We start from the raw sequence: 25,257 nt of genomic DNA, 5'->3' as shown, positions 1-25,257 counted from the left end.
AGATTTATATTGATGTACCAAACATCAACAATTAAAGACAAGCCATGACGCAGCAACTCAGGGAGATTGGCGCCTGATTACGTCCTGGCAAATGCGCGCCGGCCGCGCGCTTCTCGGTATGGATCAACAAACGCTGGCCGACCGCGCCGGTGTTTCTCTGCCGACGATCCAGCGCATGGAAGCGAGCAGCGGCAATGTCCGCGGCGTCGTCGATACGCTGATGAAGGTGGTGGCCGCCTTCGAAGCTGCCGGCATTGAACTCATCGGCGAGAATACGCCGAGCGTCGGTCAGGGCCGCGGCGTGCGCTTCAAGGAACGCCAGCCCGTCAAGGCGTCCGTCACGTCGTCGCCCGCCCAGGGGCGCGGAAAAAAAGGGGGCGCTCGGACGGTCCCGGGCAGTTGATCACGCGCGACGAAGACCGCCGACAGCGCATGCCGACGATCTCGCCGCTCCGCATTTTCTAGGAGACGCAACGATGCATGGCTCGGCAACCGATCTGCCGGCGCGCGCTCGCCCGAACTGGGTCGAACTCTTCACGCCGAAACTCGTAACGGTTTTGCGCGAGGGTTATCACCTCAAGGATTTCAGCGCCGATACCATCGCCGGACTGACGGTCGCCATCGTCGCCCTCCCTCTCTCGATGGCCATCGCCATTGGCTCCGGACTGTCGCCGGAAAAGGGCCTGTTCACCGCCATCGTCGGCGGCTTCTTGATATCTGCGCTCGGCGGCAGTCGGTTTCAGATCGGTGGACCCGCCGGCGCCTTCATTGTGCTGATAGCCACCATCGTCGAGCATCGCGGTTATGACGGGCTTGTGCTGGCGACCGCGATGGCCGGCCTGATCATGATCGCGGCGGGCTTTCTGCGCCTCGGCACCTACATCAAATACATTCCGTTTCCCGTTACTGTCGGTTTCACCGCAGGCATCGCGGTCATCATCTTCGCGAGCCAGATCAAGGATCTGCTGGGCCTCCAATTGGCCCATGAACCAGCCGCCTTGATGCCCAAACTCGTCGCGCTTGCCTCCAACATCGCAACCTTCAATCCCGCGACCATCGCCATTTCGCTCGCTTCGATCGCGATGATCGTCGGCTTTCGCAGATGGCGGCCGACCTGGCCCGGAATGCTGATCGCGGTCGCGGTTACCTCACTTCTCGCCTGGCTCTGCGGCCTCGACGTCGCGACCATCGGGTCCCGCTTCGGCGAAGTCCCGCGCACGCTGCCTGCTCCCCATCTGCCGGCGTTCGACTTGGCGAAGTTACAGGCAGCGTTGCCCGATGCGATTTCGATCGCGTTGCTGGGCGCGATCGAAAGCCTGCTTTCCGCCGTCGTCGCCGACGGCATGTCGGGGCGCCGCCATCGCTCCAATTGCGAGCTTGTTGCTCAAGGCGTCGCCAACGTCGCGTCCGTCACCTTCGGCGGCATGTGCGTGACCGGCACGATCGCCCGCACTGCGACCAACGTGCGTGCCGGCGCTCATGGCCCCGTTTCGGGGATGCTGCACGCGTTGTTCGTCCTGCTGTTCATGCTCGTCGCGGCGCCGCTTGCCGCTTATATCCCGCTTGCCAGTCTCGGCGGCGTGCTTGCCGTCGTCTCCTGGAACATGGCCGAGAAGGACGAGTTCGCCGCGCTCCTGCGATCGTCATGGGGCGACGCCGCCGTCCTTCTGGCGACATTCCTTCTGACCATCTTCGTTGATCTGACGACGGCAATTGCGGTGGGCGTCACGCTCGGCGCGTTCCTGTTTCTGCATCGTATGGCCGAAGCGATCGAGGTCGAGGTCGGAACGTCACTCATCAAAGACGATATCGCTGACACGATCGAGACCGACGAAGCCCGGGAACGGATCGCCACGATCGGAAACGACGTCATCGTCTATCGCATTTCCGGCGCGTTCTTCTTCGGCGCGACCGCATCCGTCAACGCCGTCCTCGACCGGATCGGCGCCCACCCCAAGACCTTCGTTCTGGATTTCGCCGACGTTCCCCTGGTCGACAGCACGGCCGCGCGAACGCTTGAAAGATTCGCGCACAAACTCGAGCGCGCCGGAACCAAACTCTATTTGACGTCCGCCAGCCGCAACGTCCGCCGCACGCTATTGTCGGCGGGCCTCAGAACCCCGCTCGTCCGTTATGCGGCGAGCATCGACGAAGCCATCGCCCTCAGCCGGGGCGAAAAACCGGGCGGGAAATAAAGCCGCCCGGATCGATGTGCGGCCGGACGATTACTCTTCCTCGCCCTCTTCCGGCTTGTTGGCAGAAGTCATGCCCTTGAGCTTGGCGAAAACGCGTGCCTGTTCTTGCTCCGGGGTTTCTTCCGCCGCTTCCGGCGAAGCCTTCGGCGTCAGGATCTCGGCTCGCGACGGAGCGGTCGTCTCCGAAGCAGGCAGCAGCGTGCCGGCGCGATCCGGCTCTTCTCCCGCCTCTTTGCGCTCGCGCTCGGTCCGGCGCGCCGCTTTCTTGACCTCGGCGTCGAGGTCGATCTGCGAACAAAGGCCGAGCGTCACCGGGTCCTGCGGTGTCAGCTGGGCCGAATTCCAGTGCGTCCGGTCGCGGATCTGAGCGATCGTCGGCTTTGTCGTGCCGACGAGCCGCATGATCTGGCTGTCTTTCAGTTCCGGATGATTACGCAGCAGCCAGAGCACGGCGTTCGGCCGGTCATGGCGGCGGGAAACCGGAGTATAGCGCGGACCCTTGCGCGTCTGCGCGATCGGCGGAAGCTCGACCTTGCTGACCGCCAGCTGCAGCTTGTGCGCGGAGTTTTTCTCGGCCCGTGCGATCTCTTCGCGGGTTAGCTGCCCGTTCGTGACCGGGTCCATGCCCTTGATGCCCTGTGCGACCTCGCCGTCCGCGATGCCTTTGACTTCAAGCGGATGCAAACCGCAGAACTCGGCAATCTGGTCGAACGAGAGCGCCGTATTCTCCACCAGCCAAACGGCAGTGGCTTTGGGCATCAGGGGGCGGCGGTCACTCATGGGTATCCTCTTTCGGTCCTTCGCATGGGTTCGCGGAGGCCTGCTAAAACGGTAAATTAAAGGGAATGATCATTTATAGCGCCTCCGACCGCCCTGATGCAAGGCTCATTGCCTTAATCAAATGCAACAAGGCCGCAGCCAGATTGGGCATGCCCCAGTTGCGGGCAGCGTTTCCGGCGGGTTAGTGTCGAAAAAAACGTCAGGTCCAATGGCCTGTCGCGATATATTGCAGGGACGACTGAATGCTCGCAACAGCCGGCCGGACGAAATATTTCGAGGACTTAGAGGTCGGCCAGGAAGCCTCGATGTCGCGAATAGTGAGCGAGGCGGATATCGTTGCCTACGCCGCTTTATCGGGTGACTACAACCCGGTGCACCTCGACTCCGAATACGCCGCCAAGACGATATTCAAGGAGCGGATCGCCCACGGCATCCTGTCGGCGGGCTACATCTCGGCCATTTTTGGCATGAAGCTTCCCGGCCCCGGCGCCATCTATATTTCCCAGTCGCTCCATTTCCGTGGGCCTGTGAAAATCGATGATCGCGTCGAGACGCTCGTTCGTCTGGTCGAACTGATCCAAGACAAGAAGCGCGCCCGTTTCGATTGCCTCTGCTCCGTCGCAGGCAAACCCGTTCTGACCGGCGAAGCGGTTCTGATGGTTCCGGGCCGCCCGAGGTAAATTCAAACTCGCCTGCAATCGTTCTCCTTGCTAGCTACGTCGCCGGGAAGACCGACGAGGCCGCGCTCCAATGCACGTCATCCATGGACATAAACACGTCTTGCCGGAATTCCGCGGCTCGGCCGTCGCAATCGGCAACTTTGACGGCGTCCATCGCGGCCACCGCGCACTGATCGCCGAAGCCAAGTCGCGCGCAGCAGCAAAGAACGTGCTCTCGTCGGTGATGACGTTCGAACCTTATCCGCGCGAGTATTTCCAGCCGAAAGATGCCCATTTCCGCCTGACGCCGTTGAAGCGCAAGATCGAGATTTTCGAGCGCCTCGGCCTCGACCTTGTCTTCGTCGAACCCTTCGGTCAGGAGCTTGCGGCGCTGCCCGCTGAAGACTTCATCGAGCGTGTGATTGTCGCTGGCCTGGGCGCCAGTCACGTCGTCATCGGTTACGATTTTTATTTTGGTCATAAGCGCGGCGGCAATCCCGAGATGATGTTGCGCGCCGGAGAAGAGCTTGGCTTTGGAGTGACCGTCATGCCGCCCGTCGCAGAAGCAGGCGAACCGTTCTCATCCTCGGCCGTCCGGCTTTATCTCGCGCAGGGCGACGTCAAGGGTGCCGCCCATGTGCTGGGCAATTCCTGGCGGGTCGCCGGCAAGGTCGTCGGCGGTGCCAAGCGTGGAACCGGAATGGGATACCCAACCGCCAACCTCCCGATGCCCAAAGGCACGACGCTCGGCCATGGTATTTATGCCGTCCGTGCGCATTTCGACGGCGTTGCCCACGATGCCGCCGCCTACCTCGGAACGCGCCCCACGTTCGATGACGGCATGCCGGTGCTCGAAGTTTTCCTGTTTGATTTTGACGGCGATCTCTACGGCCGCGACATGGAAGTCGAATTCATCGACTTCATCCGCGCCGACCGAAAATTCCATTCCGTCGAGGAACTCATCGCCCAGATGGACAGGGACATCGCCGCCGTTAGGGCTGTTTTGGCGAAGCAATAACTCCCTCGCCCCATTCGCCTGCACTTTGAATGGGGAGAGGGCTGGGGTGAGGGGCGGATTGAGCTCGTTTGTTGCGGCCCCTCACCCTAGCCCTCTCCCCGTAAACACGGGGAGAGGGGATGTCCCGGGGGCGCCTTTGCTAAGCCGCGGCGCAGTTGCTAGAACCCGCCCTGATTTCCTTAAGGATTGAAAGTTCAACTGATGTCGAAAGACGCCAAGGCCGCCGGCAACGCAGGCGCCCAGACCGAAGCCCCGGCCGCTGCCGGTGGCCGTGATTGGGGCAAAACGCTGTTCCTGCCGCAGACCGACTTCCCGATGCGCGCCGGCTTGCCGGACCTCGAGCCGAAGCTCCTGAAGCGCTGGGACGAGATCGGCCTCTATGAAAAGCTGCGTCTGCAGTCGAAGGGCCGGGTGAAGTTCACGCTTCACGACGGGCCGCCCTACGCCAACGGCAACATCCACATCGGCCACGCGCTGAACAAGATCCTCAAAGACGTGGTGGTCAAATCCCACCAGATGCTCGGCACCGATTCCAACTACGTGCCCGGCTGGGACTGCCACGGCCTGCCGATCGAATGGAAGATCGAGGAGCAATACCGTTCGAAAGGCAAGGAGAAGCCGAACTTCCTCGATCCCGCCGCAATCAACGCCTTCCGCGACGAATGCCGCAAGTTCGCCGAGCACTGGGTCGGCGTCCAGCGCGAAGAGTTCAAGCGCTTGGGCGTCATCGGCGACTGGGAACGCCCGTATCTGACGATGGACTACCGTGCCGAGAGCATCATCGCCCGCGAGCTGATGAAGTTTGCCGCCACCGGCCAACTCTATCGCGGCTCGAAACCCGTCATGTGGTCGGTCGTCGAAAAGACGGCGCTCGCCGAAGCCGAGGTCGAATACCAGGACCATCAGTCGGATATGATCTGGGTGAAGTTTCCGACCAAAGCGTTGCCGGTTCTGGAGAACCTATCGGAAGGCGATCTTCCGCCTGAGCTTCACCCCGAGTGGACGCCGGAAAATCTGCTCGGCGCCTCGGTCGTCATCTGGACGACGACGCCGTGGACGATCCCCGGCAACCGCGCGATCAGCTTTTCGTCGCGGATCGAATACGGACTCTACGAAGTCACGGCGGCGCCCGAAAATAACTGGGCCAAGGTCGGCGATCGCTACATCCTCGCTGACAAACTCGCCGCCGATGTGATGAAAGTTGCGAAAGTCGAAGCTTTCGAGAAGCGCTCGACCGTCAGCGCCTTCGAATTGCGCCATCTCGTCTGCGAGCACCCGCTGAAGTATCTCGGCTACGCCTTCGACGTGCCGCTTCTCGACGGCGATCACGTCACCGACGATACCGGTACAGGCTTTGTCCACACCGCGCCGGGCCATGGCGCTGACGACTACAACATCTGGATCGCCAACCAGAAGAAGCTGCGCGATCGCGGCATCGATACCGACATTCCGTTCACCGTCGATGCCGACGGCGTGCTGACCAAAGCCGCGCCGGGCTTCGAGGGCAAGCGCGTGCTGAAGGAGAACGGCGACAAGGGCGACGCCAACGACGCCGTCATCAAGGCGCTGGCCGAAGCCGGCAACATCATCGCGCGCGGCCGGCTCAAGCATCAGTATCCCCATTCGTGGCGTTCGAAGAAGCCCGTCATCTTCCGCAACACGCCGCAGTGGTTCATTTCGATGGATAAGCCGCTTCACCTTCCCCTCTCCCCGTCCTCACGGGGAGAGGGTCAGGGTGAGGGGCGGCCACACGCGCCGGAATCGACTGCCGCCCCTCACCCAAGCCCTCTCCCCGCCAGCGGGGAGAGGGGAATGGGCCACAACGCCCCCACCCTCCGTCATCTCGCGCTCGATGAGATCAAGCGCGTCGCCTGGGTGCCGGCGGCGGGCGAGAACCGCATCACCGGCATGATCGAGAACCGGCCCGACTGGGTCGTCTCGCGCCAGCGCGCCTGGGGCGTGCCGATCACCGTCTTCCGCAACGTCGAAACCGACGAAGTGATCCCCGGACCGACGTTCGACAAGTCCGATGAATTGATCGCCCGCATCGAAAAAGCTTTCTACGAAAAAGGCGCTGACGTCTGGTTCGAAGAAGGCGCCAAGGACCGCTTCCTCAAGGGCTTCATCTCGCCCAAGGACAAAAACAAATGGGAGCAGGTGAAGGACGTTCTCGACGTCTGGTTCGATTCGGGCTCGACGCACGCCTTCACGCTTGAAGATCCAACCGCCTTCCCCGGCTTCAAGGGCCTGAAGCGCAAGCGCGACGGCGGCCAGGATCGCGTCATGTACCTCGAAGGCTCGGATCAGCATCGCGGCTGGTTCCATTCCTCTCTGCTCGAAAGCTGCGGTACGCGCGGCGAAGCGCCTTACGACATCGTTCTCACTCACGGCTTCGTGCTCGATGAGAAGGGGCAGAAAATGTCGAAGTCGCTCGGCAACGTCATCGCGCCGCAGGACGTGATGGCCAAGTCCGGCGCCGATATTCTTCGTCTCTGGGTCGCAGCGTCCGACTATTCCGACGATCTGCGCATCGGACCCGAAATCCTGAAGACGTTCTCCGAAACCTATCGCAAGCTCAGGAACACGCTGCGCTGGATGCTGGGCGCGCTCGCCCACTTCAAGCCGGAGGATGCGGTACCGTTCACGGCAATGAAGCCGTTCGAACTCGAACGTTTGATGCTGCACCGCCTGGTCGAACTCGATCACGACATCCGCAAGGCTTACGAACACTATGACTATCGCAAGATCGTCGGCCTGCTGTCGCAGTTCATGAATACCGAGCTGTCGGCGTTCTACTTCGACATCAGGAAGGACACGCTCTATTGCGAAGCGCCATCGAGCCTGAAGCGCAAAGCCGCGCTGACAGTCATCGACAAGCTTTGCGACGCGCTGATCCGCTGGCTCGCGCCGATCCTGTCGTTCACGGCCGAGGAAGCGTGGCTGCTCTATCGGTCGGACGAGGCCGAAAGCGTGCATCTAGTGCCGTTCCCGAAAATTCCGCGTGAATGGCGCGACGACAACCTCGCCGCCAAGTGGGATCGCGTGAAGGAAGTCCGCAGCGTCGTCACTGGCGCGCTCGAGATCGCCCGCGCCGAAAAGAAAATCGGTTCCTCGCTCGAAGCCGCGCCCGACGTCTTCGTCACCGATGCCGATCTGATGGTCGGCCTCGACGGCGTCGATATGGCTGAGGTCTGCATCACCTCCGACATTTCGATCTCGTCCGATGCGCCTCCGGCAGGCGCATTCACGCTGCCGAACGAACCGGGCGTCGGCGTTGTCGTGAAGCGCGCCGAGGGCACGAAGTGCGCCCGCTCGTGGCGCATCACCAAAGACGTCGGCTCCGATCCGGCCTATCCCGATCTCTCCGCCCGCGACGCAGCCGCCATGCGCGAGATCGACGCCGGAGCATCGGTATGACCGGTGCAGTGACTTCGCGAAGTATCTTCTGGAGCCGCTCTGCGCCACTCGCGCTCGCCGTCGTTGTGGCGACGATGGCGATCGATCAGCTCCACAAATGGTGGATGCTGTCCGTCTATGACATTGCAACCAAGGGCCGCGTCGAGCTCGCGCCGTTTCTCGACCTCGTCTACGTCAAGAACATCGGCATCAGCTATTCGCTCTTCAATCAGGAGAGCATGACCGGCCAATACCTGCTCGTCGCCTTCGCGCTCGTCGCCAGCGTCGGACTTTGGGCGTGGCTCAATTGGAGCCGCGGAACCCGTCTGATGGCGCTCAGCCTTGGCCTGATCATCGGTGGCGCGCTCGGCAATGCCATTGACCGGCTGCGGCTTGGCGGCGTCGCCGACTTCTTCTCATTCCACGCCTATGGCTTCCACTGGTACGTCTTCAACATCGCAGATGTGGCGATCGTTGCCGGTGTTGTTGGCCTGTTGTATGAGTTTCTCAGGGGCGAGTCGCATTAGCGCCGTAAAGTCGGCCTAACTGGGCTTGGGGGCGTGTCGGCACAAGACACGGGCATATACGCATGTCATTGAAATTTGGTCCGAAAATCGGTTTCTGCGCGGCCGCCATCACACTGCTTTTGGGCGGGTGCGGCGGCTTCGACGGCGTTCAGCTGAACGGCAAGGTTTTCGACGCCATGGGGCTCAACGGCAGCTCCGAGCCTCAGGGCGACCCGAAGATGGCGGTGCGCCAGCCTCTGACCATCCCGCCGACGACGGAAGCGCTGCCGCCTCCGGGAAGCGGCAAGGCCGATCGGCCGACACTCGCCGATATTCAGGATCCTGATAAGACGAAAGCCGTCAATCAGGCCGAACTCGAGCGCCAGCAGGCCGAGTATTGTCAGAAGAACTACACCGAGCCGATGCAGCGCGGCGATGCGTCGGCCGATTCGGCATCGGGCCCGCTCGGCTCCTGCCATCCGTCGGTTCTAACGGGCGTCGCCAATTGGATGAAAAAGCCCGCCTATAAAGACGACGCGGACGGCGATTCCGACGGCCAATGATTGTCGGCATTCTCCGATAACTGAATGTTTTTTCTGCGATAAATTTTGCTGTCTCGCGCCCGTCTTGAAGGCCCGAGATGAACGCCTTGTCATTTGACTTTGAAGGCCCATCTACCGCTCACTGTCGCGGCTTCCCGCCATCTGGCGTGCACGGCTTCCCGCAAAAAAAGTAATCCCCGGTCATCGGGGCCGGGGTAGGATTAGAAACGCTAGGGAGCAAACCTTACTGTATTCGGTTCGAAGGATCGCCATAATGCGTCTTGCGACGTGCTCCCGTCTCAGCCTCTTAACGGTATTGGCCACTCTGATGCTCGCAGTCACCCCACACGCCCGCGCCGCCGACGGCACCACCCGCGCCTCGGAATTCAAGCTCTCGAACGGCATGGACGTCGTCGTCATTCCCGATCACCGCTCGCCGGTCGTGACCCACATGGTCTGGTATCGGGTTGGCGCCGCCGATGAAGTGTTGGGAAAATCCGGCATCGCCCACTTTCTCGAGCACCTGATGTTCAAGTCGACCGACAAGATCCCGGTCGGCGAGTTTTCCAAGATCGTCAGCCGTCTCGGCGGCCAGGACAACGCCTTCACGGGCAACGACGCCACCGCCTACTTTCAGCGCGTCGCCAAAGACCGTCTCGGCAAGATGATGGAGATGGAAGCCGACCGCATGGTCAATCTGCGTCTCGACGAGAAAGAAGTTTTGACCGAGCGCGATGTCATCCTCGAGGAGCGGCGCTCGCGCATTGATAACAATCCTTCGGCCCTGCTCGACGAGCAGATGAACGCCGCGCTCTACCTGAACCACCCGTACCACAAGCCGGTCATCGGCTGGTATCGCGAGATGGCGCAGCTGTCGCGCCAGGACGCGCTTGATTTCTACAAGCACTACTACGCCCCGAACAACGCCATCCTTGTCGTCTCCGGCGACGTTACCGATGCCGAGGTTCGCAAGCTCGCCGAAGAGACGTATGGCAAGATCCCGAGCAATCCGGCCGTGACCGGCGTTCGTCATCGTCCGGGCGAGCCGCCGCCGATCGTCGCCCGCCGCCTGACGCTGAAAGATCCGCGTGCCGGCAATTATATGCTCCAGCGCTATTATCAGGCGCCGAGCTACGTCACCGCCAAGCCCGGCGAAGCCGAAGCGCTCGATATTCTGATGAAGATTGCGGGCTCGGGCTCGACCAGCCGCATCTACAAGAAGCTCGTCGTCGAGCAGAAGCTCGCTTCCAGCGCCGGCGGCGACTATTCAGGCTACGGCCTCGATGGCGGAACGATCTCGCTCTACGGCGTCGCCGCCGACGGAGTGCCGCTCGAAAAGGTCGAAGCGGCGATCGACGACGTCATGGCCGACATCGTGAAAAATGGCGTCACCGATGCGGAATTGACCCGCGCCAAGAACAGCTACCTCGCCGACTACGTCTACGACAGCGACAACCAAGCGACGCTCGCGCGCCGCTACGGCTGGAATCTCGCCGTCGGTCGGACGGTCTCGGAAGTCGAAGCGTGGCCGGAGAACATTTCCAAGGTCACCGCCGACGACGTCAAGAAAGCCGCCGCACAGTATCTCGATATCAAAGATTCAGTGACCGGCTACCTCGTCCCCGATCAGTCGGGCGTGGCGCAGGCAGCCGATGATCTCCCAGCCCCATCCGCAGGCGGCGTATTGAGGTAATATTGATGACAGTATTTTCCCATGCGGCTGCCAAGGTCGTCCACCACGCAGCCCGCATCACCGTTGCCTCGGCCCTTCCGGCTCTGGCCATGTTGTTCACCCTATCCGTCAGTCACCCAGCGGCCGCAATGAACATCCAGCAGATCACATCACCCGGTGGAATTAAGGCCTGGCTCGTCGAGGAGCACAGCGTTCCGCTGATCTCGCTTCGCTACGCCTTCGACGGCGGCAACAGCCAAGACCCGCCCGGCAAGGAAGGTCTTGCCAACTTCATCACCGCGATGATGGACGAGGGCGCGGGCGACATCAAATCCGAGGACTATCAGGAGCGCATGGAAGACATCGCCATGCGCATGAGCTACGACGACAGCAAGGACTCGCTTTACGGTTCGTTCGAAACGCTGTCGAAGAACCGCGACAAGGCCGTCGAGCTGCTGAAGCTTTCGGTACAGAAGCCCCGCTTCGATCAGGACGCCGTCGATCGCATTCGTCAGCAGCTTCTCGCCAATCTCGCCTATGCCGACAAGGACCCGGACAAGGTCGCGATGCGCGAATGGTTCGCACAGGCGTTCCCGGATCATCCTTATGGCCGTTCCGCCAACGGCACGCAGCAAACCATTGCCAAGATTACGCGCGATGATCTCGCCGATTATCACAAGCGCACCTTCGCGCGCGACAACCTGAAGGTCGTTGCGGTCGGCGATATCACGGCGGCCGAGCTCGGCAAGATGCTCGACGACGTCTTCGGCGCGCTGCCGGAACACGCCGATCTGATCCCGGTCTCCAAGACCGAGCCGGTGAAGGGCGGCAGCCAGAAAATCATCGAGATGGGGGTGCCGCAGTCCGTCGCCGTCTTCGGGCTTGGCGCCATGCCGCGCAAGGACCCGGATTTCATGGCCGGCTTCGTCGTCAATCATATCCTCGGCGGCGGCGGTTTTTCCGCCAAGCTGATGGAGGAAGTCCGCGAGAAACGCGGTCTCGCCTATTCCGTCTACACCTATCTCCAGCCCTATCAGCTGACGTCCATTCTGGTCGGCAGCGTCGCGACGAAGAACGCGTCGATGGCGCAGAGCCTCGCGATCATCAAGGACGAGATGAAGAAAATGGCGGAGAACGGTCCGACCCCGCAGGATCTCCAGGCGGCGAAGGATTATCTGACGGGCTCGTACGCCTTGCGCTTCGACACCAATTCGAAGATTGCCTCCCAGCTCTTGGGGCTGATGCAGGAAGGCTTCGGTCCCGACTACGTCGAGAACCGCAATGCGATGATCAACGCCGTGACGTTGGACGATGCCAAGCGCGTCGCGGCTCGGTTGTTCAAGCCTGAAAATCTGGTCGTTACCATCGTCGGAAAACCGGTCGGCATGAACTCGGCGGCAACCCCGCCTTTGCTGCAGCCCGCCGCCGCCGTTCCTGGCCGCGGCTGAAGTCCCGATGTCATGCTCGGGCTCGTCCCGAGTATGACACGTGTATCCACATCTTCGTCATCCCGGCGCAGGCCGGGATCCAGCCAAACCGAAACATCACATTTGCCGGTAATTGACTGGGTGCCGACCTTCGTCCGCATGACGGTAGAGTCCCGAAGACGGTCGACCTTCTCGCGAAAGCGAGGACTCAACGGCGCCCGAACAGCCGCTCGATATCTGAAAGCTTCAGCGCGACGTAGGTCGGCCGTCCGTGATTGCACTGGCCGGAATAGGGCGTCGCCTCCATCTGGCGCAAAAGCGCATTCATTTCTTCGACTGTCAGCCTTCGGCCGGAGCGCACGCTGCCGTGGCATGCCATGCGCGAGGCGACGCTATCGAGACGATCCTTCAAAGCCCGCGCCGTGCCATCAGCGGCGAGTTCCGCCGCCAGATCTTTCACCAGGCCCTCGACGTCCGTTTCGCCGAGCAGCGCCGGTGTCTCACGCACCGCCACCGCTCCTTCGCCGAAGCTTTCGAGCACGAGGCCAAGCTCGGCCAGCTCGTCGGCGTGCTCGCTGAGCAGAACGGCGGCGTCGTCCTCCAGCTCCACGATGGCCGGAATAAGCAACCCCTGTGTCGCAACTCCGCCGTTCGCAAGCGCGGCCTTGAGCTTCTCATAGACGAGGCGCTCATGCGCCGCGTGCTGATCGACGATGACGAGCCCATCGCGTGTCTGCGCCACGATGTAATTTTCATGCACCTGCGCGCGGACGGCGCCGAGCGGTCGGTCGATCGTCTGCTCCGGGATATGCCGGGAGACGGCCGGCGCATTGGCGCTCGGTGCATCAAGGACGGCGAACGGCGCCTGCGCCGGTTCTGCAAATGCGGGCGACTGCGGCGGCATCCACGCATAGTCGGTGCGCGGTTCCCGCAAAGGCGGCGAGAGCGTTGCGTTCGGAAGAATTCCGGCTTCGAAACTTTCAACCGTCAGCACGCCCCCTTGCGCCGATGCCCGATGGCCGGCCGCCGCAAGCGCATCGGCGAGGGCGCGAACGATCATCGCCCGCACCCGCCCGGCATCGCGAAAACGCACCTCGGCCTTCGCCGGGTGCACGTTCACATCGACGTCGGACGGCGCCACATCGAGAAAAAGCGCCAGCAGCGGCGAACGCCCGCGCGGGATCAGATCGCCATAAGCCGCGCGCACCGCGCCGATCAGCAGCTTGTCTTTCACCGAACGGCCGTTGACGAACAGGAATTGCTGCGTCGAGTCGTTCCGGTGCAGCGTCGGCAATCCGGCGAACCCGAACACTTGCATCGGTGCCGACGCGCCGCTCGCAGCCCCTGCAACTTCGAGCGCATCGGACATGAACTCGCGGCCCATGATCGCGCCGATGCGTTCGAGCCACGCCGCCGACGAGCGATCGCCCTGCGCGAAAACGGCAGGCCGCTTCTCGCCGGTCTGAAGCGAGAAGCCGATGTCGGGATGCGCCATCGCCAGCCGGCGGACGATGTCGGTCACGGCCATTGCCTCGGCGCGTTCGGATTTCAAGAACTTCAAGCGCGCGGGCGTCGCTGAAAAGAGATCGCGGACCTCGACGATCGTGCCGCGATTGACGGCGGCGGGCGCGACCGCCGATTTCGCCCCGCGCGTGACGATGACGGATGAGCCCTGTGCGCTATCTTCCGTCCGCGACCGAATTTCGAGCCGCGCGATCGAACCGATCGAGGGCAACGCCTCGCCGCGAAAGCCGAGCGAGCGAATGTCGAACAGATCTTCTTCGTCGAGCTTCGAGGTCGCGTGCCGTTCGACCGCGAGCGCGAGATCGTCAGGGCTCATGCCCGAGCCGTCATCCGTCACGCGGATGAGCGACAGGCCGCCGCCCGCGATGACGATCTCGATATGCATCGCGCCGGCGTCGATCGCGTTTTCGACAAGCTCTTTGACGACGCTCGCCGGCCGCTCGATCACTTCGCCCGCCGCGATGCGGTTGACCGTTTCTGGCGATAATTGCCGGATCGCCACCCTGATCTTCCCCCGTCGAAAAGCGCCTAAGCGCCTTTCGCGAGGCGCTCTCTCGTCAGGATTTTCGCAAGCTCGACGCCGGGCTGGTCGAACGGATCGATGCCCAGCAGCCGTCCTGCGAGAATCGTTTCGATCATAAAGTGCATCAGCAGGGCGCCGATGGTCTTTTCGTCGAGTTTTGCAATGTCGATTGTTCGCACCGGCCGCCCGGCCTGGGCCAAAGCCTCGGGCAGAGCATGAGATTGTGCGGAAACGATATCGCCGATGGTGTGGCCGCCAAGCATGGCTGCGCCGGCGATTCGCGCCAGTTCCGGATCGATGCTGGGGCCGGTGCCCTCGCTCGCGACCCGCAGGATCGTCAGGTAATGGTCGCGCGGGCCGTCCATGAAAAGCTGCAGCTGGCTGTGCTGGTCGAGCGGCCCGAGCGCGCCGATCGGCGTCGTGCCCTCGCCATTCTTGCCGAGACTCTCGGCCCAGAGCTGCACGAACCACGCGGAAAGACGTCCGAGCCGGTCGGCATACGGCATCATCACGAGCGTGCCGATGCCTTTCTCCTTCGACAGTGCGATAGCGGTCGCGGCCCCCACCGCCGGCGCGAAATCCTTTGCCGACTTGGCGGCGAGCAGGGCATCGATCACGCTTTTAGCGCCCGCGCGGATGGCGCGCGCATCGAGCCCGCGCGCAATCGCCGGCATCAGCCCGACGTTCGTCAGGCACGAGAACCGTCCGCCGATGCCGGTATGATGTTCAAGCATCGGAATTCCGAATTTCGCGAATAGCGTGCGCAGACCATTCGACTTGCCCGGCTTGTCGGGCTCGGTGATGCCCAAGAACAGTTTTGGGATCTGCGCTTCGAGGCCCGCGGCCTTCACCGCCGTCAAAGTCGCGATCGCCTGCGCCAGCGTTTCCGCCGTACCGCCCGACTTCGACGTGACGATAAACCGTGTGCTCGGCAGATCGAGGCTTTCCAGCACGCTTTGCAACGTGCCGCCGTCAAGGTTGGCATAAAAGCGCGTACGCGGACGGTTGCTTTGTCCGGGAAGCGAAACGCCCGAGATGTTCCATCCTGCGAATTGCGCCAGCGTTTCTCCGCCAAGGCTCGATCCGCCGGTGCCGAAGAAAACCAGCGTCTTGGCCCCTTCGCTGAGCTTCGCCAGCGCCGTTTCCGCGTCGGAGATGTCCTGATTGTCGTCGGCGATGCGCAGAAGCGCGAGGGAGCCGTCAAGATAATCGCCCTTCAGGCTTTCGACGTGCGGCCCCATCTTGCCGAGCCACGTTTCGTAGGTTGAAGGCGTCAGACCATACTGGCCGATCGCGCCTTCGAGGCATCCCTCGATGCTCTGCTGAAACATAGTCCCGCCGTGCCGTTGCCCGTCCTGCATGGCCGCTTCAACGCTCCCTGCTCTTGTCCCGTTCCGCCTAGCCCATTTCGGATGACGGGCCAAGGGCGCCAAGTGGCCATTGCTGGGAGAGGGGTTTTGTCAGCGGCGCACGGACCGCAAATCGCGCTTTTTCACGTCAGGCAGAACGCTGTGCCCGATAATGTCATCCTCAGGCCAAGCCCGAGGATGACATTGCACGGACTCAGTGATCGTCGGAGTCGTTGGCGCTCTCGGCGTTGAGCTGGCCGTAGTTCTCGATGCCGATCTTCGAGAGCAAATCGAGCTGCGTCTCGAGGAAATCGATGTGGCCTTCTTCGTCCTTCAGAAGGTCCTCGAACAGCATCATCGTCACGTAATCGCCGACGTCGCGGCAGATCTCGCGCGACTTCTTGTAATGATCGCGGGCGATGTTCTCACCCTTGAGATCGCACTCCAGCACTTCCTTGAGGTTCTCGCCGATCATGAGCGGCGCGACGTGCTGCAGGTTGGGGTGGCCGTCGAGGAAAATGATGCGGTCGATCAGGCGATCCGCGTGCTCCATCTCTTCGATCGATTCCTTGCGCTCTTTCTTGGCGAGCTTCTTAAATCCCCAGTTGTCGAGAAGGCGATAATGCAACCAATACTGGTTGATGGCGCCGAGCTCGAGTTTCAGTGCCTCGTTGAGACGGGTGATGACGTCCGTATTGCCTTTCATGGCACCGCTCCAAGCCGAATGTTTGTCTGCGAATGCGTCTGACCTGGAAATCCAGAAACATTCTAAAGTAGACAACTAGCGGATTAGAACGCGTTTAACCAGAGGCTTGCGAGTTTTCCCGCATCCTACGAAGATCACAATATTTTCCAGAAGGTTAGGCGACCTGGCGGCGGCGCTGAGCCCGGCGTTCCGCAATTTCTGCATCTACGCGGCGCTGCCGGCGCTCACGCCGTTCCTCGATCCGGACGAGTCGAGCCCGGGCTTCGGCGAGGGCGAACGGGCAAACCCGCGTCGAACGTTCCAGCCGGTCCATGGCGGCATAGATTGCCGAAACCGTCACGGGCGCGCAGCGGCAGCAGTTCATCTTCTTGTTAAGATGGCGGAAAACCACGCCCGGCGTTGGCAAAATGCCCGGGCCGGTGCTCATGATTTCCGAAACCGCAACATCAATGTCGCGATCAGTGATTACGGCGCACGAACAAACGATCAATTGCGGCTCCAATCAAACGGGGTTCAAGGCCCCGGCATCGGATACCCAGTCGGGTTATCGAGCTTATGTTTTCCGAAAAAGTATACTTTCGTCAAGTCATTCCTTTTCGATTATTCGACATAGTACGGACCTTGAGAAAAATCAAAAGCCTTGGCGTGGAAAATGCCGACTTTTTGACACGTTCACTTGCGGCAGCGCGTCGCTTTTCGTGGATTTTCAGGTAGCCTCCGGGGGGAGGGAGAGGGGCATTCCGGGCCCTTGGTGTTGACGCACCATGGCCATGCGGAAATGACCTCAGGGAACACGATGTGAGCAACGCGCCACCGACGACACCCACCGGCGGACCAAACGGCATCGTCGCCATCGGCGTCCTGTTCTTCATTTTCGGCTTCGTGACGTGGCTGAACGGCCCGCTCATCACGTTCGTGAAGCTGGCGTTCACCCTCGACGACGTCAACGCCTTCCTCGTCCCTATGGCCTTCTACCTGTCCTATTTCTTCCTGGCGCTGCCGGCTTCGGCGATCCTGCGCCGAACCGGCATGAAACAGGGCATGGCCATCGGGCTTTTCGTGATGGCGCTAGGCTCCGTGCTGTTCGGCCAATTCACAACCATGCGCGACTACCCCGGCGCGCTCACCGGCTTGTTCGTGACTGGAGCGGGCCTCGCGCTCTTGCAGACCGCGTCGAACCCTTACGTTTGCATTTTGGGTCCGCACGAAAGCGCCGCCCGGCGCATCGCGGTGATGGGCATCTGCCACAAGTTCGCGGGCGTCATCGCCCCATTCGTGTTTGCGGCGCTCGTGCTGAAGGGTGTCGAAAATTTCGATACCGCCGTCGCCAATGCGCCGACCGCCGAGGCGCGCGAAGCGCTGCTCGACGCCTTCGCCGCGCGCGTGCATTGGCCGTATCTGCTGATGGCGGGTTTGCTGGCATTGCTCGGCGTTTGGATCGCGCGCTCGAAACTTCCAGACATCCGACCATCGGAGACGCCGGGCTCGGCCGCTGAAATCCCGAGCATCTTTGCCGCGCCGCATTTGTGGCTCGGTGTCGTCTGCCTGTTTCTCTATGTCGGCGTCGAGGTGATGGCGGGCGATGCGATCGGCCTCTACGGCGCGGGCTTCGGCTTGCCCGTTTCCGCAACGCGATTTTTCACGTCCTACACGCTGACGGCGATGCTGATCGGCTACGTCGCCGGCCTGTTCGTCATCCCGCGCTTCATCTCCCAGCAGAGTTATCTCGCGCTGTCCGCCGCCCTTGGTGTTTTGCTGACCATCGGCGCCTATCTGACGACGGGCAAGACGTCCGTCGCTTTCATCGCCAGTCTCGGCTTCGCCAACGCCATGATGTGGCCCGCGATCTTTCCGCTCGCGATCCGCGGCCTCGGACGGCACACGGAGACGGGTTCGGCGCTGCTGATCATGGCAATCGCGGGCGGTGCGCTCATGCCGTATGCCTTCGGGCTGTTGAAAGAGCGCGTCGATTTCCAACTCGCCTATGCGTTGCTCGCCGTGCCGAGCTATCTCTACATTCTGTTTTATGGCCTGACGGGCTATGCCGCGAGGCGCAGGAACCTGATCTCGGTATCGCCATAGGCACGAGTGTCGAGCAGTTCGAACGCGGCTGGAATCGCGACCGCTGTTCCCGCCCTCTCTTCCAGCACGGCGATCGCGCCCGGCGACAGCCACTTGCCCTCAGCCAGCACCGCAAGCGCTTTCTCGCCCAGCCCTTTGCCGTAGGGCGGATCGAGAAACGCCAGATCGTAGGGCTCCATGTTGCCGGCGGGACCAAGATCGGTCGCATCGCGCCGGAAGATGCGCGTCTCGCCTGTCAATCCCAACGCTTCAACGTTCTTGCGGATCAGCGCCCGCGCTTCCGGCGCGTCCTCGACGAACAGGCAGTACGCCGCGCCGCGCGACACCGCTTCGATCCCGAGCGCGCCCGTCCCGGCGAAAAGATCGATGACGCGCGCACCATTGAGCGAAAAGCCTTCAACGCCGTGCGCTAGAATGTTGAACAGGCTCTCGCGCACGCGGTCCGACGTCGGCCGAATGCTCATGTCGTCCGGCACCTGCAAAGCGCGGCCGCGAAACCGTCCGGCGACAACCCTCATTTATCGTCCGCCTTGTGCACGGCTTTCCCGCCGGCCTGGCGCACTTTGCGCTCCTCGGGGCTTTCCGAAAGGCCAAGCGCCTGCGCCGCCTTCGGCCCAAGCTGCGCGACGAGCACCTTCCGCCGCACCGCTTCGACGGCTCCCGGCTGCAGATCGAGAAGCTGGAACGGCCCGAACGAAACGCGGATCAGCCGGTTCACCGTCAAACCGAGATGCGAAAGCACGTTGCGCACTTCGCGGTTCTTGCCCTCGCTGATCGCGATCGTCAGCCACGTATTGGCGCCCTGAACGCTATCGACCTTCGCTTCGACCGGCCCATAGTTGACGCCGTCGATGGTGATGCCGTCCTTGAGCTTCGCGAGATCGTCCGGCGAAACGCGGCCTTTCGCGCGTGCTCGGTAACGGCGCACCCAGCCGTTGGCCGGGAGTTCCAGATGCCGCGCCAGCGCCCCATCGTTGGTTAAGAGCAGCAGCCCTTCCGTATTGAAATCGAGCCGACCGATGGAAATCACGCGCGGCATTTCCGGCGGTAGCTTTTCGAACACCGTCGGGCGGCCTTGCGGATCAGAATGCGTCGTGACGACGCCCTTCGGCTTGTGGTAACGCCAGAGCTGCGGCGGCTCGGCGGACGGCAGCGGCTTGCCGTCGACGATCACCTTGTCACCGGGCTTCACCTCGACGGCGGGCGTCTTCAGAAGCTTGCCGTTGACGCTGACCCGGCCGTCGGCGATCCAGCGCTCCGCCTCCCGGCGCGAGCAAAGCCCTGCGCGCGCCATCGCTTTTGCGATACGCATGGGTTCACCTTGGATTGAAGTGGGCGCGGCCGCCTCTGGTGTTTTGGATCGTTGTGGTTTCGGCATCTTTGGATTGGGGCTTGAGGAGCGAAGCGAGCTTATGACATCGAAGGACGCCCGAAGCCATATGGCGCGAGCGCTTTCCGAAGCGGAAGCTGCTCAGGCGCGCGGCGAAGTGCCGATCGGCGCGGTCATCGTGTCGGCGGATGGCCGCATCCTGGCGAGCACTGGCAATCGCACCCGCGAGCTGAACGATCCGACCGCGCACGCCGAAATCCTGGTCATCCGCGCCGCCTGCGCCGAATTATCCGACGAACGTCTGGTCGGATGCAGCCTTTACGTCACGCTGGAGCCTTGCCCGATGTGCGCGGCGGCGATCTCGTTCGCACGCATCAAGCGGCTATACTACGCCGCAAGCGACCCGAAGGGCGGAGGTGTCGAGCAGGGCGCACGCATCTTCAGCCAGCCGACGTGCCACCACGTCCCCGAAATCTATCCCGGCATCGGCGAGACCGAAGCTGGCGCACTCCTGAAAGACTTCTTCGCCGCCCGCCGCGCTTGAGCAAACCGCAGTGTCGCCACCGCCTTTTTTCGTTATTGAGCCGCCCGCCACATGCCGGTCACGACGGGTCCATCGCCGGGAGCTTGGAAAGAGGCGATCGGCATGAACCCGACCGATTGGTAGCGATGATTGTTACCCGGATTGCTAGATTCCAGATAAGCCGGCATGTGTTCGGCATCTATGCGAGCGAGATTCTCTCTAAGGAGCGCCATGCCAATGCCGCGTCCTCGATAGTTGGCGCGCGTGCCGAGCAGGCTGAGGTAGTAGTGAGGTTCTTCACTCGGATGCGCCTGCCCGAAACGGTGCAGGAGTTCCATCACCTCCGATGCCCGGGGACCAACGAGATCCGCTAGTTTTCCGGGAACGCTCTCTGCACCCTCGTCCGAAAACTCTCCGCACGAGGGTGGGATCCACACGGAAGCGGTCTCGAAGTCTTGCGTTCTGAACGTCGCCGGATACCGAAGCGCCTCGATGATGCAGAACGTCCACCACTGACGTCGAACTGCGGGATCGGGAAACGCCCAGGACCAAGTGGGATCGTTGAGGAACGCCTCTGACATGAGATCGATAATCGAGGGCGCGTCTGCCGCATTCGCTTGGTAAACGTCGAAGCTGTTGGCTGCGATATGGTCAAGCGTATGGTTGCCAGCAGGACTGCTTGCTCCAATAACGCCGATGGGCAGCGATTTCTCTGGTGCGGAGGCGGTCATTACTTTGTCGGCTCCCGGCGACCGCGGAAATTTCGCAGCAATTGCCAGTCGCGTCTAGTCGTGCTCGCGTGTCTTGCGCGGCCTGGGCAGCAGCCTCCGCTTTTTTGGCTTGGGCGGCGCCACCACCTTCGGCTCGACGTGCGGCACGTCCAGCACCGGAAGCGTCTCCACCGACAAAACCCGTGAAAGCTGCTGTTTCAAACGCTCTTTCGCGGGCTCGGCCGCCGACAGAATGTCGTCGCACTTCAGGAAATCGAGAACCTGAAACTGGCTCGTTCCCGAGTAGATCAGAATGTCCGGCTGCCGCGTCTTGAGCTTCTCTTTGATGATCGTCCGTTCAAACAGAAATGCGCTCGAAAACAGCGCCGAGAATGCGGTCGGCGCCACGCGTCTCGGATCGGGCACGGGCGCGCCGGAAACGTCGATCGCAACGACGATGTCGGTTTCCGGCAGCAACAGATCGAAGGGGAGGGGGTTCGTCAGCCCGCCGTCGATCAGTGCGCGTCCTTCCTGTATGACCGGCTGAAAGATCACCGGCAGCGCCATGCTCGCCGCGACCGCCATGCGCAGGCCGCCTTCGCTGAACACCTTCTGTTCCTGGTCGTAGAAATCGGAGGCGACGATCTTCAGCGGAATTTCACAGGCCTCGAACGTCTCCTTCACCTCGGTCGGCAGGATCATGTCGAGAACGGCCAGCGGATCGAGAATGGCGTTGCGCGCGCCGAAGAGGCTCAGAAACTGCGAGAACGGCTGCGCCCTGCGGACGAAAAGGTCGCGAATGAGCCCGAACCGCTGCGAAAGAATGTAGCGTGTGTGTTCGCGCAGGTCGCGGCCTGAAATGCCCGACGCGTAGGCCGCCCCATACAGCGCCCCGATCGACGTTCCCGCGATCACGCTCGGCTTGACGCCCAACTCGTCGAAAGCTTCGAGCATGGCAATGTGGGCGAGGCCGCGCGCGCCGCCGCCGCCAAGCGCCAGCCCGATGGTCGGTTGCCGCGCCGGCAGCCGGCCGTTGGTCGATGAAGGTGGGGAAACTCCCTCAGCCATGCGCCGCGCTATCCGATGATCCCGATCAAGTGTTTTCCCGCTCCAAGGCGCGCCAGCCGATGTCCGTCCGGTAAAAACCGCCCGGCCAGTCGATCTTCGCAATCGCCGCGTAGGCAGCCTCGCGCGCTTCCTTCACCGTCTTGCCGCGTCCCGTCACGTTCAAGACGCGCCCGCCGTCGGCGAGAATGCGATTGCCGTCCCGGCGCGTCCCGGCATGAAAGATTTCGACATTGGGAACGGCTTTCGCAAGCTCAAGTCCCTTGATCTCGGTTCCTTTCTGAGGTGTGCCGGGATAACCGTTGGCGGCCATGACCACGGTCAATGCAGCGTCATCGCTCCAGCGAACGTTGAAATTGCGCAGCACGCCATCGGCTGTCGCGAGCAGCGCCGAAAGCAGATCGGACTTCAGCCGCATCATCAAGACTTGCGTTTCAGGATCGCCGAAGCGCACGTTGTATTCGATCAGCTTCGGCCCCGTCGCCGTGATCATCAGTCCGGCGAACAGTACGCCCTTGAACGGCGTGCCGCGCGCCGCCATCTCTTTCACTGTCGGATAAATGATCTCGTCCATCACGCGGTCGGTCATGTCGTCTGTCATGACCGGCGCCGGTGAATAGGCACCCATACCGCCCGTGTTGGGGCCGGTGTCGCCGTCGCCGACGCGTTTGTGATCTTGTGCCGACGCCAGCGGCAGCGCGTCGACGCCATCGCACAGCGCAAAGAAACTCGCTTCTTCTCCGGATAGAAATTCCTCGATGACCATTTCCGCACCCGCCGTCCCGAATGCGCCAGACAGGCACGCGTCGATCGCCGCTTCGGCGTCCGCGCGCGTCTCCGCGATGATGACGCCCTTGCCGGCCGCCAGCCCGTCGGCCTTGATGACGATGGGAATGCTTTGCGAGGCGAGATACGTTCTGGCCGCCTCGCGGTCCATGAATCGGCCATATGCCGCTGTTGGAATTCCGGCCTTGCGGCAAAGATCCTTGGTAAAGCCTTTCGAACCTTCCAATTGCGCCGCGCTTTTGGTCGGCCCGAAATAACGGATTCCGGCATCGCCGAGCGCATCGCCCAACCCGGCGACCAGTGGCGCTTCCGGTCCGATCATCACGAGCCCGATGCGTTCGTCGCGGCAGAATTCGATGATGGCGTCGTGATTGGCGGCATCGAGAGGAACGCATTGAGCTATTTCGGCGATACCGGCATTTCCCGGCGCGCAGAAAAGCTTTGTCAGGAGAGGGCTCGCACTCAGGGCCCACGCAAGCGCATGCTCGCGGCCGCCGGAGCCGAGGAGTAGAACGTTCATCAGGTCGCCTGTTGCATTCCGGGTCTCAGTGTAGCATCCCGTGTAGCATCGGCCGCGAAACAAGCAAGACCGCGAAAGAGAACAGTAAACTCTTGAATTCCATTCCAAACACAGGCCAGGGCCGTCCTGGCGCCAATGCCCCGGAATTTTCGGTGTCCGAGCTGTCCGGCGCAATCAAGCGCGCGCTCGAGGACAACTTCGGCTACGTGCGCTTGCGCGGCGAGATTTCCGGCTATCGCGGACCCCACGCCTCGGGTCACTGCTATTTTGCCTTGAAAGACGATAAGGCCAAGATCGAAGCCGTCATCTGGAAAGGCTCGTTCAGCCGCCTCCGCTTCAAGCCCGAAGAGGGCATGGAAGTGATCGCCCAGGGAAAGATCACGAGCTTTCCCGGCTCATCGAAATATCAGATCGTTATCGAGGCTCTCGAACCTGCCGGCGTCGGCGCGCTGATGGCGCTGCTCGAAGAGCGTAAACGCAAGTTCGCCGCCGAAGGGCTGTTCGACGAAGGTCGCAAGAAGCAGCGTCCGTTTCTGCCCAAGATCGTCGGCATCGTGACGTCGCCGACCGGCGCCGTCATCCGCGATATGCTCCACGGCTTCAACGAACGATTTCCCACGCGGGTTTTGCTCTGGCCCGTACGCGTGCAGGGCGAGGGCAGCGCCGCCGAGGTCGCCGCTGCCATTCGCGGCTTCAACGCGCTCGGCGCGGAGGGCGCAATCCCGCGGCCCGACGTTCTGATCGTCGCTCGCGGCGGCGGCAGCCTGGAGGATCTCTGGAGCTTCAACGAAGAAATCGTCGTTCGCGCGGTCTCCGAAAGCCGGATCCCGCTGATCTCCGCCGTCGGCCATGAAACCGATTGGACCTTGATCGATCTCGTTGCCGATGCCCGCGCGCCGACGCCGACGAAAGCCGCCGAATGGGCGGTGCCGAAATATTCCGAGCTGATCGAAAACGTCGAAAAGCTGATGTTGCGCAAACGAACCGCGGTGCGTCGCGTGCTCGAAAGCGTGCGAACGCATCTGAAGGCATCCTCGCGTGGCTTGCCGAAGCTGCAGGATCTTGTCGCACTGCCGAGGCAGCGCTTCGACGCCGTCGACCGCCGGCTGTCGCGAGCGCTCCTTGCGAACACCAGCGTCCATGCAACACGGCTGGCGCGGATCGGCGGCCGCTTGACGCCGGGACCAATAGTTCAGAAGCATTCCAGATGTCGCGAGCGGCTCGATGTTTTGGAGCGGCGCGCGGGCCGTGCCTTGCTCAATCGCGTGGCTGTCAGCCGCCGGGTTCTCGACGGTAAAACCGCGCTGCTCAAGTCATTGGGCTATCAAAATGTTCTGGCGCGCGGCTTCGCGCTCGTACGCGATGAGACGGGCCGCATGGTGCGCCATTCGGCCTCCGTCTCGGCCGGCGCCATCATCGACGTTGAGTTTTCCGACGGCAGCATCGGTGCGACGGTAAACGGCCCGAAGACAACCGGCAGCACCGCCGACGCGCCGAACACGGAAGGCCGAGGAGGTAAAACGCCGCGCCAAAAGCCGAGTGGCCGAGGCGGACAAGGCTCACTATTTTGATACGCATGAGGTAGATTGTAGGTTCGCGTCAGGCTGGACGATCAGATCGCAGATGATCCGGCCATAAAAGGAGAGCAACGGCTCGGAAGCAGATGAATCGGATCGAGAAATTTTTTGGCCTGCGCAACGAAGCGAAAATCCGCTATCTGGACGGCGAATTCGAAGTCCTCTCGCCCGGCGATTTTGTGCGTTGCGCGGTAACGGGCCAGCCGATCACCTTGCCCGACCTGCGCTATTGGAGCGTCGACGCCCAGGAAGCCTATGCGTCGGCCGAAATATCGGCGAAGCGTTACCTTGAGCTCAAAGCCAAGGAAAAGGACCAAGCCCAAAGCGGCTGAGAACGTTGCATCGCTCCAGCCATCGGCAATGATCC

General features: G+C 62.1%; 23 protein-coding genes. 13 read left to right on the top strand and 10 right to left on the bottom strand.

All coding sequences use genetic code 11. The features are described 5' to 3' along the window. Positions 1-73: 73 nt before the first annotated feature. A complete protein-coding gene (locus QM780_RS11730; protein ID WP_415072027.1) occupies positions 74-403 on the top strand; it encodes a helix-turn-helix domain-containing protein in 330 nt (109 codons plus the stop codon). Positions 404-476: 73 nt separating this feature from the next. Next, the gene (locus tag QM780_RS11725; RefSeq protein ID WP_415070649.1) at positions 477-2,195 is read left to right on the top strand and encodes a SulP family inorganic anion transporter; all 1,719 of its coding nucleotides are present in this window, start codon (positions 477-479) and stop codon (positions 2,193-2,195) included. Positions 2,196-2,225: 30 nt separating this feature from the next. Here the strand turns inward: QM780_RS11725 and QM780_RS11720 are convergent, their stop codons facing one another. After that, a complete protein-coding gene (locus QM780_RS11720; RefSeq protein WP_415070648.1) occupies positions 2,226-2,975 on the bottom strand; it encodes a DUF1013 domain-containing protein in 750 nt (249 codons plus the stop codon). Positions 2,976-3,217: 242 nt separating this feature from the next. Between QM780_RS11720 and QM780_RS11715 the strand changes: the two genes are divergently transcribed. The 7 genes from QM780_RS11715 to QM780_RS11685 all read left to right on the top strand — a co-directional run bounded on the left by QM780_RS11715 (position 3,218) and on the right by QM780_RS11685 (position 12,216). Further along, positions 3,218-3,655, top strand: coding sequence for a MaoC family dehydratase (locus tag QM780_RS11715; RefSeq protein WP_415070647.1), 438 nt, complete (start codon positions 3,218-3,220; stop codon positions 3,653-3,655). Positions 3,656-3,725: 70 nt separating this feature from the next. After that, complete coding sequence (locus QM780_RS11710) at positions 3,726-4,652, top strand: bifunctional riboflavin kinase/FAD synthetase (RefSeq protein WP_415070646.1); 927 nt, start codon at positions 3,726-3,728, stop codon at positions 4,650-4,652. A gap of 201 nt (positions 4,653-4,853) precedes the next feature. Beyond that, positions 4,854-8,069, top strand: coding sequence for an isoleucine--tRNA ligase (ileS, locus tag QM780_RS11705; RefSeq protein ID WP_415070645.1), 3,216 nt, complete (start codon positions 4,854-4,856; stop codon positions 8,067-8,069). Next, on the top strand, positions 8,066-8,575 hold the full coding sequence (gene lspA, locus QM780_RS11700; protein ID WP_415070644.1) for a signal peptidase II: 510 nt from the start codon (positions 8,066-8,068) through the stop codon (positions 8,573-8,575). Before ileS ends, lspA begins: the two co-directional genes overlap by 4 nt. A 62-nt stretch (positions 8,576-8,637) precedes the next feature. Then, positions 8,638-9,117 carry a hypothetical protein gene (locus QM780_RS11695; RefSeq protein WP_415070643.1) on the top strand — a complete coding sequence of 160 codons (480 nt, stop codon included), beginning with the start codon at positions 8,638-8,640 and terminating at the stop codon, positions 9,115-9,117. A gap of 253 nt (positions 9,118-9,370) precedes the next feature. Next, positions 9,371-10,789, top strand: coding sequence for a M16 family metallopeptidase (locus QM780_RS11690; RefSeq protein WP_415070642.1), 1,419 nt, complete (start codon positions 9,371-9,373; stop codon positions 10,787-10,789). 5 nt (positions 10,790-10,794) lie between these two features. Continuing rightward, entirely contained in the window at positions 10,795-12,216 is a 1,422-nt protein-coding gene (locus tag QM780_RS11685; RefSeq protein WP_415070641.1) for a M16 family metallopeptidase, read from the top strand. A gap of 187 nt (positions 12,217-12,403) precedes the next feature. Here QM780_RS11685 and mutL read toward each other — a convergent pair whose 3' ends face one another. The 4 genes from mutL to QM780_RS11665 all read right to left on the bottom strand — a co-directional run bounded on the left by mutL (position 12,404) and on the right by QM780_RS11665 (position 16,724). Then, the gene (gene mutL / locus QM780_RS11680; RefSeq protein WP_415070640.1) at positions 12,404-14,221 is read right to left on the bottom strand and encodes a DNA mismatch repair endonuclease MutL; all 1,818 of its coding nucleotides are present in this window, start codon (positions 14,219-14,221) and stop codon (positions 12,404-12,406) included. A 26-nt stretch (positions 14,222-14,247) separates the two neighbouring features. Then, positions 14,248-15,603: a glucose-6-phosphate isomerase gene (locus QM780_RS11675; RefSeq protein WP_415070639.1), complete on the bottom strand. Its 1,356-nt coding sequence runs from the start codon at positions 15,601-15,603 to the stop codon at positions 14,248-14,250. Between the two features lie 202 nt (positions 15,604-15,805). Continuing rightward, positions 15,806-16,297: a bacterioferritin gene (bfr, locus tag QM780_RS11670; RefSeq protein WP_415070638.1), complete on the bottom strand. Its 492-nt coding sequence runs from the start codon at positions 16,295-16,297 to the stop codon at positions 15,806-15,808. Positions 16,298-16,451: 154 nt separating this feature from the next. Next, positions 16,452-16,724 (bottom strand): hypothetical protein, encoded by a 273-nt coding sequence (locus QM780_RS11665; RefSeq protein WP_415070637.1) that lies wholly within the window; start codon positions 16,722-16,724, stop codon positions 16,452-16,454. 371 nt (positions 16,725-17,095) lie between these two features. On the opposite strand from QM780_RS11665, the gene QM780_RS11660 reads away from it, so the two are divergent. Next, positions 17,096-18,379, top strand: a complete 1,284-nt coding sequence (locus tag QM780_RS11660) for a sugar MFS transporter (RefSeq protein ID WP_415070636.1) — start codon at positions 17,096-17,098, stop codon at positions 18,377-18,379. Here the strand turns inward: QM780_RS11660 and rsmD are convergent. Then, positions 18,337-18,897, bottom strand: a complete 561-nt coding sequence (gene rsmD, locus QM780_RS11655; protein ID WP_415070635.1) for a 16S rRNA (guanine(966)-N(2))-methyltransferase RsmD — start codon at positions 18,895-18,897, stop codon at positions 18,337-18,339. The genes QM780_RS11660 and rsmD overlap by 43 nt on opposite strands. Continuing rightward, positions 18,894-19,691 (bottom strand): pseudouridine synthase, encoded by a 798-nt coding sequence (locus QM780_RS11650; protein WP_415070634.1) that lies wholly within the window; start codon positions 19,689-19,691, stop codon positions 18,894-18,896. The genes rsmD and QM780_RS11650 overlap by 4 nt, the downstream gene beginning before the upstream one ends. A 100-nt stretch (positions 19,692-19,791) precedes the next feature. On the opposite strand from QM780_RS11650, the gene QM780_RS11645 reads away from it, so the two are divergent. Further along, a complete protein-coding gene (locus QM780_RS11645) occupies positions 19,792-20,253 on the top strand; it encodes a nucleoside deaminase (protein ID WP_415070633.1) in 462 nt (153 codons plus the stop codon). Between the two features lie 32 nt (positions 20,254-20,285). On the opposite strand, the gene QM780_RS11640 is transcribed toward QM780_RS11645, so the two are convergent. From QM780_RS11640 to purD, 3 genes are read right to left on the bottom strand one after another with little or no spacing between them, the layout of a single operon-like run. Then, a complete protein-coding gene (locus QM780_RS11640; RefSeq protein ID WP_415070632.1) occupies positions 20,286-20,963 on the bottom strand; it encodes a GNAT family N-acetyltransferase in 678 nt (225 codons plus the stop codon). A 54-nt stretch (positions 20,964-21,017) separates the two neighbouring features. Further along, the gene (locus QM780_RS11635) at positions 21,018-22,010 is read right to left on the bottom strand and encodes a patatin-like phospholipase family protein (RefSeq protein WP_415070631.1); all 993 of its coding nucleotides are present in this window, start codon (positions 22,008-22,010) and stop codon (positions 21,018-21,020) included. Between the two features lie 25 nt (positions 22,011-22,035). Then, on the bottom strand, positions 22,036-23,313 hold the full coding sequence (purD, locus tag QM780_RS11630; protein ID WP_415070630.1) for a phosphoribosylamine--glycine ligase: 1,278 nt from the start codon (positions 23,311-23,313) through the stop codon (positions 22,036-22,038). 101 nt (positions 23,314-23,414) lie between these two features. On the opposite strand from purD, the gene xseA reads away from it, so the two are divergent. Next, the gene (xseA, locus tag QM780_RS11625; protein WP_415072026.1) at positions 23,415-24,884 is read left to right on the top strand and encodes an exodeoxyribonuclease VII large subunit; all 1,470 of its coding nucleotides are present in this window, start codon (positions 23,415-23,417) and stop codon (positions 24,882-24,884) included. A gap of 92 nt (positions 24,885-24,976) precedes the next feature. Beyond that, the gene (locus QM780_RS11620; RefSeq protein ID WP_415070629.1) at positions 24,977-25,222 is read left to right on the top strand and encodes a DUF2093 domain-containing protein; all 246 of its coding nucleotides are present in this window, start codon (positions 24,977-24,979) and stop codon (positions 25,220-25,222) included. Positions 25,223-25,257 lie beyond the last annotated feature (35 nt).

It is taken from the genome of Hyphomicrobium sp., assembly GCF_047600905.1.
GTDB lineage: Bacteria > Pseudomonadota > Alphaproteobacteria > Rhizobiales > Hyphomicrobiaceae > Hyphomicrobium_B.
Note: the sequence above shows the minus strand (reverse complement) of the source record. Positions and strands in the feature narration are given on the sequence as shown.

Coding starts and splice junctions, on each gene's coding strand:
- QM780_RS11650 (WP_415070634.1), bottom strand. CDS start 19,691: ATGCGTATCGCAAAAGCGATGGCGCGCGCAGGGCTTTGCTCGCGCCGG.
- lspA (WP_415070644.1), top strand. CDS start 8,066: ATGACCGGTGCAGTGACTTCGCGAAGTATCTTCTGGAGCCGCTCTGCG.
- bfr (WP_415070638.1), bottom strand. CDS start 16,297: ATGAAAGGCAATACGGACGTCATCACCCGTCTCAACGAGGCACTGAAA.
- rsmD (WP_415070635.1), bottom strand. CDS start 18,897: ATGAGGGTTGTCGCCGGACGGTTTCGCGGCCGCGCTTTGCAGGTGCCG.
- QM780_RS11620 (WP_415070629.1), top strand. CDS start 24,977: ATGAATCGGATCGAGAAATTTTTTGGCCTGCGCAACGAAGCGAAAATC.
- QM780_RS11720 (WP_415070648.1), bottom strand. CDS start 2,975: ATGAGTGACCGCCGCCCCCTGATGCCCAAAGCCACTGCCGTTTGGCTG.
- QM780_RS11690 (WP_415070642.1), top strand. CDS start 9,371: ATGCGTCTTGCGACGTGCTCCCGTCTCAGCCTCTTAACGGTATTGGCC.
- QM780_RS11640 (WP_415070632.1), bottom strand. CDS start 20,963: ATGACCGCCTCCGCACCAGAGAAATCGCTGCCCATCGGCGTTATTGGA.
- QM780_RS11635 (WP_415070631.1), bottom strand. CDS start 22,010: ATGGCTGAGGGAGTTTCCCCACCTTCATCGACCAACGGCCGGCTGCCG.
- QM780_RS11685 (WP_415070641.1), top strand. CDS start 10,795: ATGACAGTATTTTCCCATGCGGCTGCCAAGGTCGTCCACCACGCAGCC.
- QM780_RS11665 (WP_415070637.1), bottom strand. CDS start 16,724: ATGAGCACCGGCCCGGGCATTTTGCCAACGCCGGGCGTGGTTTTCCGC.
- QM780_RS11695 (WP_415070643.1), top strand. CDS start 8,638: ATGTCATTGAAATTTGGTCCGAAAATCGGTTTCTGCGCGGCCGCCATC.
- QM780_RS11675 (WP_415070639.1), bottom strand. CDS start 15,603: ATGCAGGACGGGCAACGGCACGGCGGGACTATGTTTCAGCAGAGCATC.
- purD (WP_415070630.1), bottom strand. CDS start 23,313: ATGAACGTTCTACTCCTCGGCTCCGGCGGCCGCGAGCATGCGCTTGCG.
- QM780_RS11645 (WP_415070633.1), top strand. CDS start 19,792: ATGACATCGAAGGACGCCCGAAGCCATATGGCGCGAGCGCTTTCCGAA.
- QM780_RS11715 (WP_415070647.1), top strand. CDS start 3,218: ATGCTCGCAACAGCCGGCCGGACGAAATATTTCGAGGACTTAGAGGTC.
- QM780_RS11725 (WP_415070649.1), top strand. CDS start 477: ATGCATGGCTCGGCAACCGATCTGCCGGCGCGCGCTCGCCCGAACTGG.
- QM780_RS11710 (WP_415070646.1), top strand. CDS start 3,726: ATGCACGTCATCCATGGACATAAACACGTCTTGCCGGAATTCCGCGGC.
- ileS (WP_415070645.1), top strand. CDS start 4,854: ATGTCGAAAGACGCCAAGGCCGCCGGCAACGCAGGCGCCCAGACCGAA.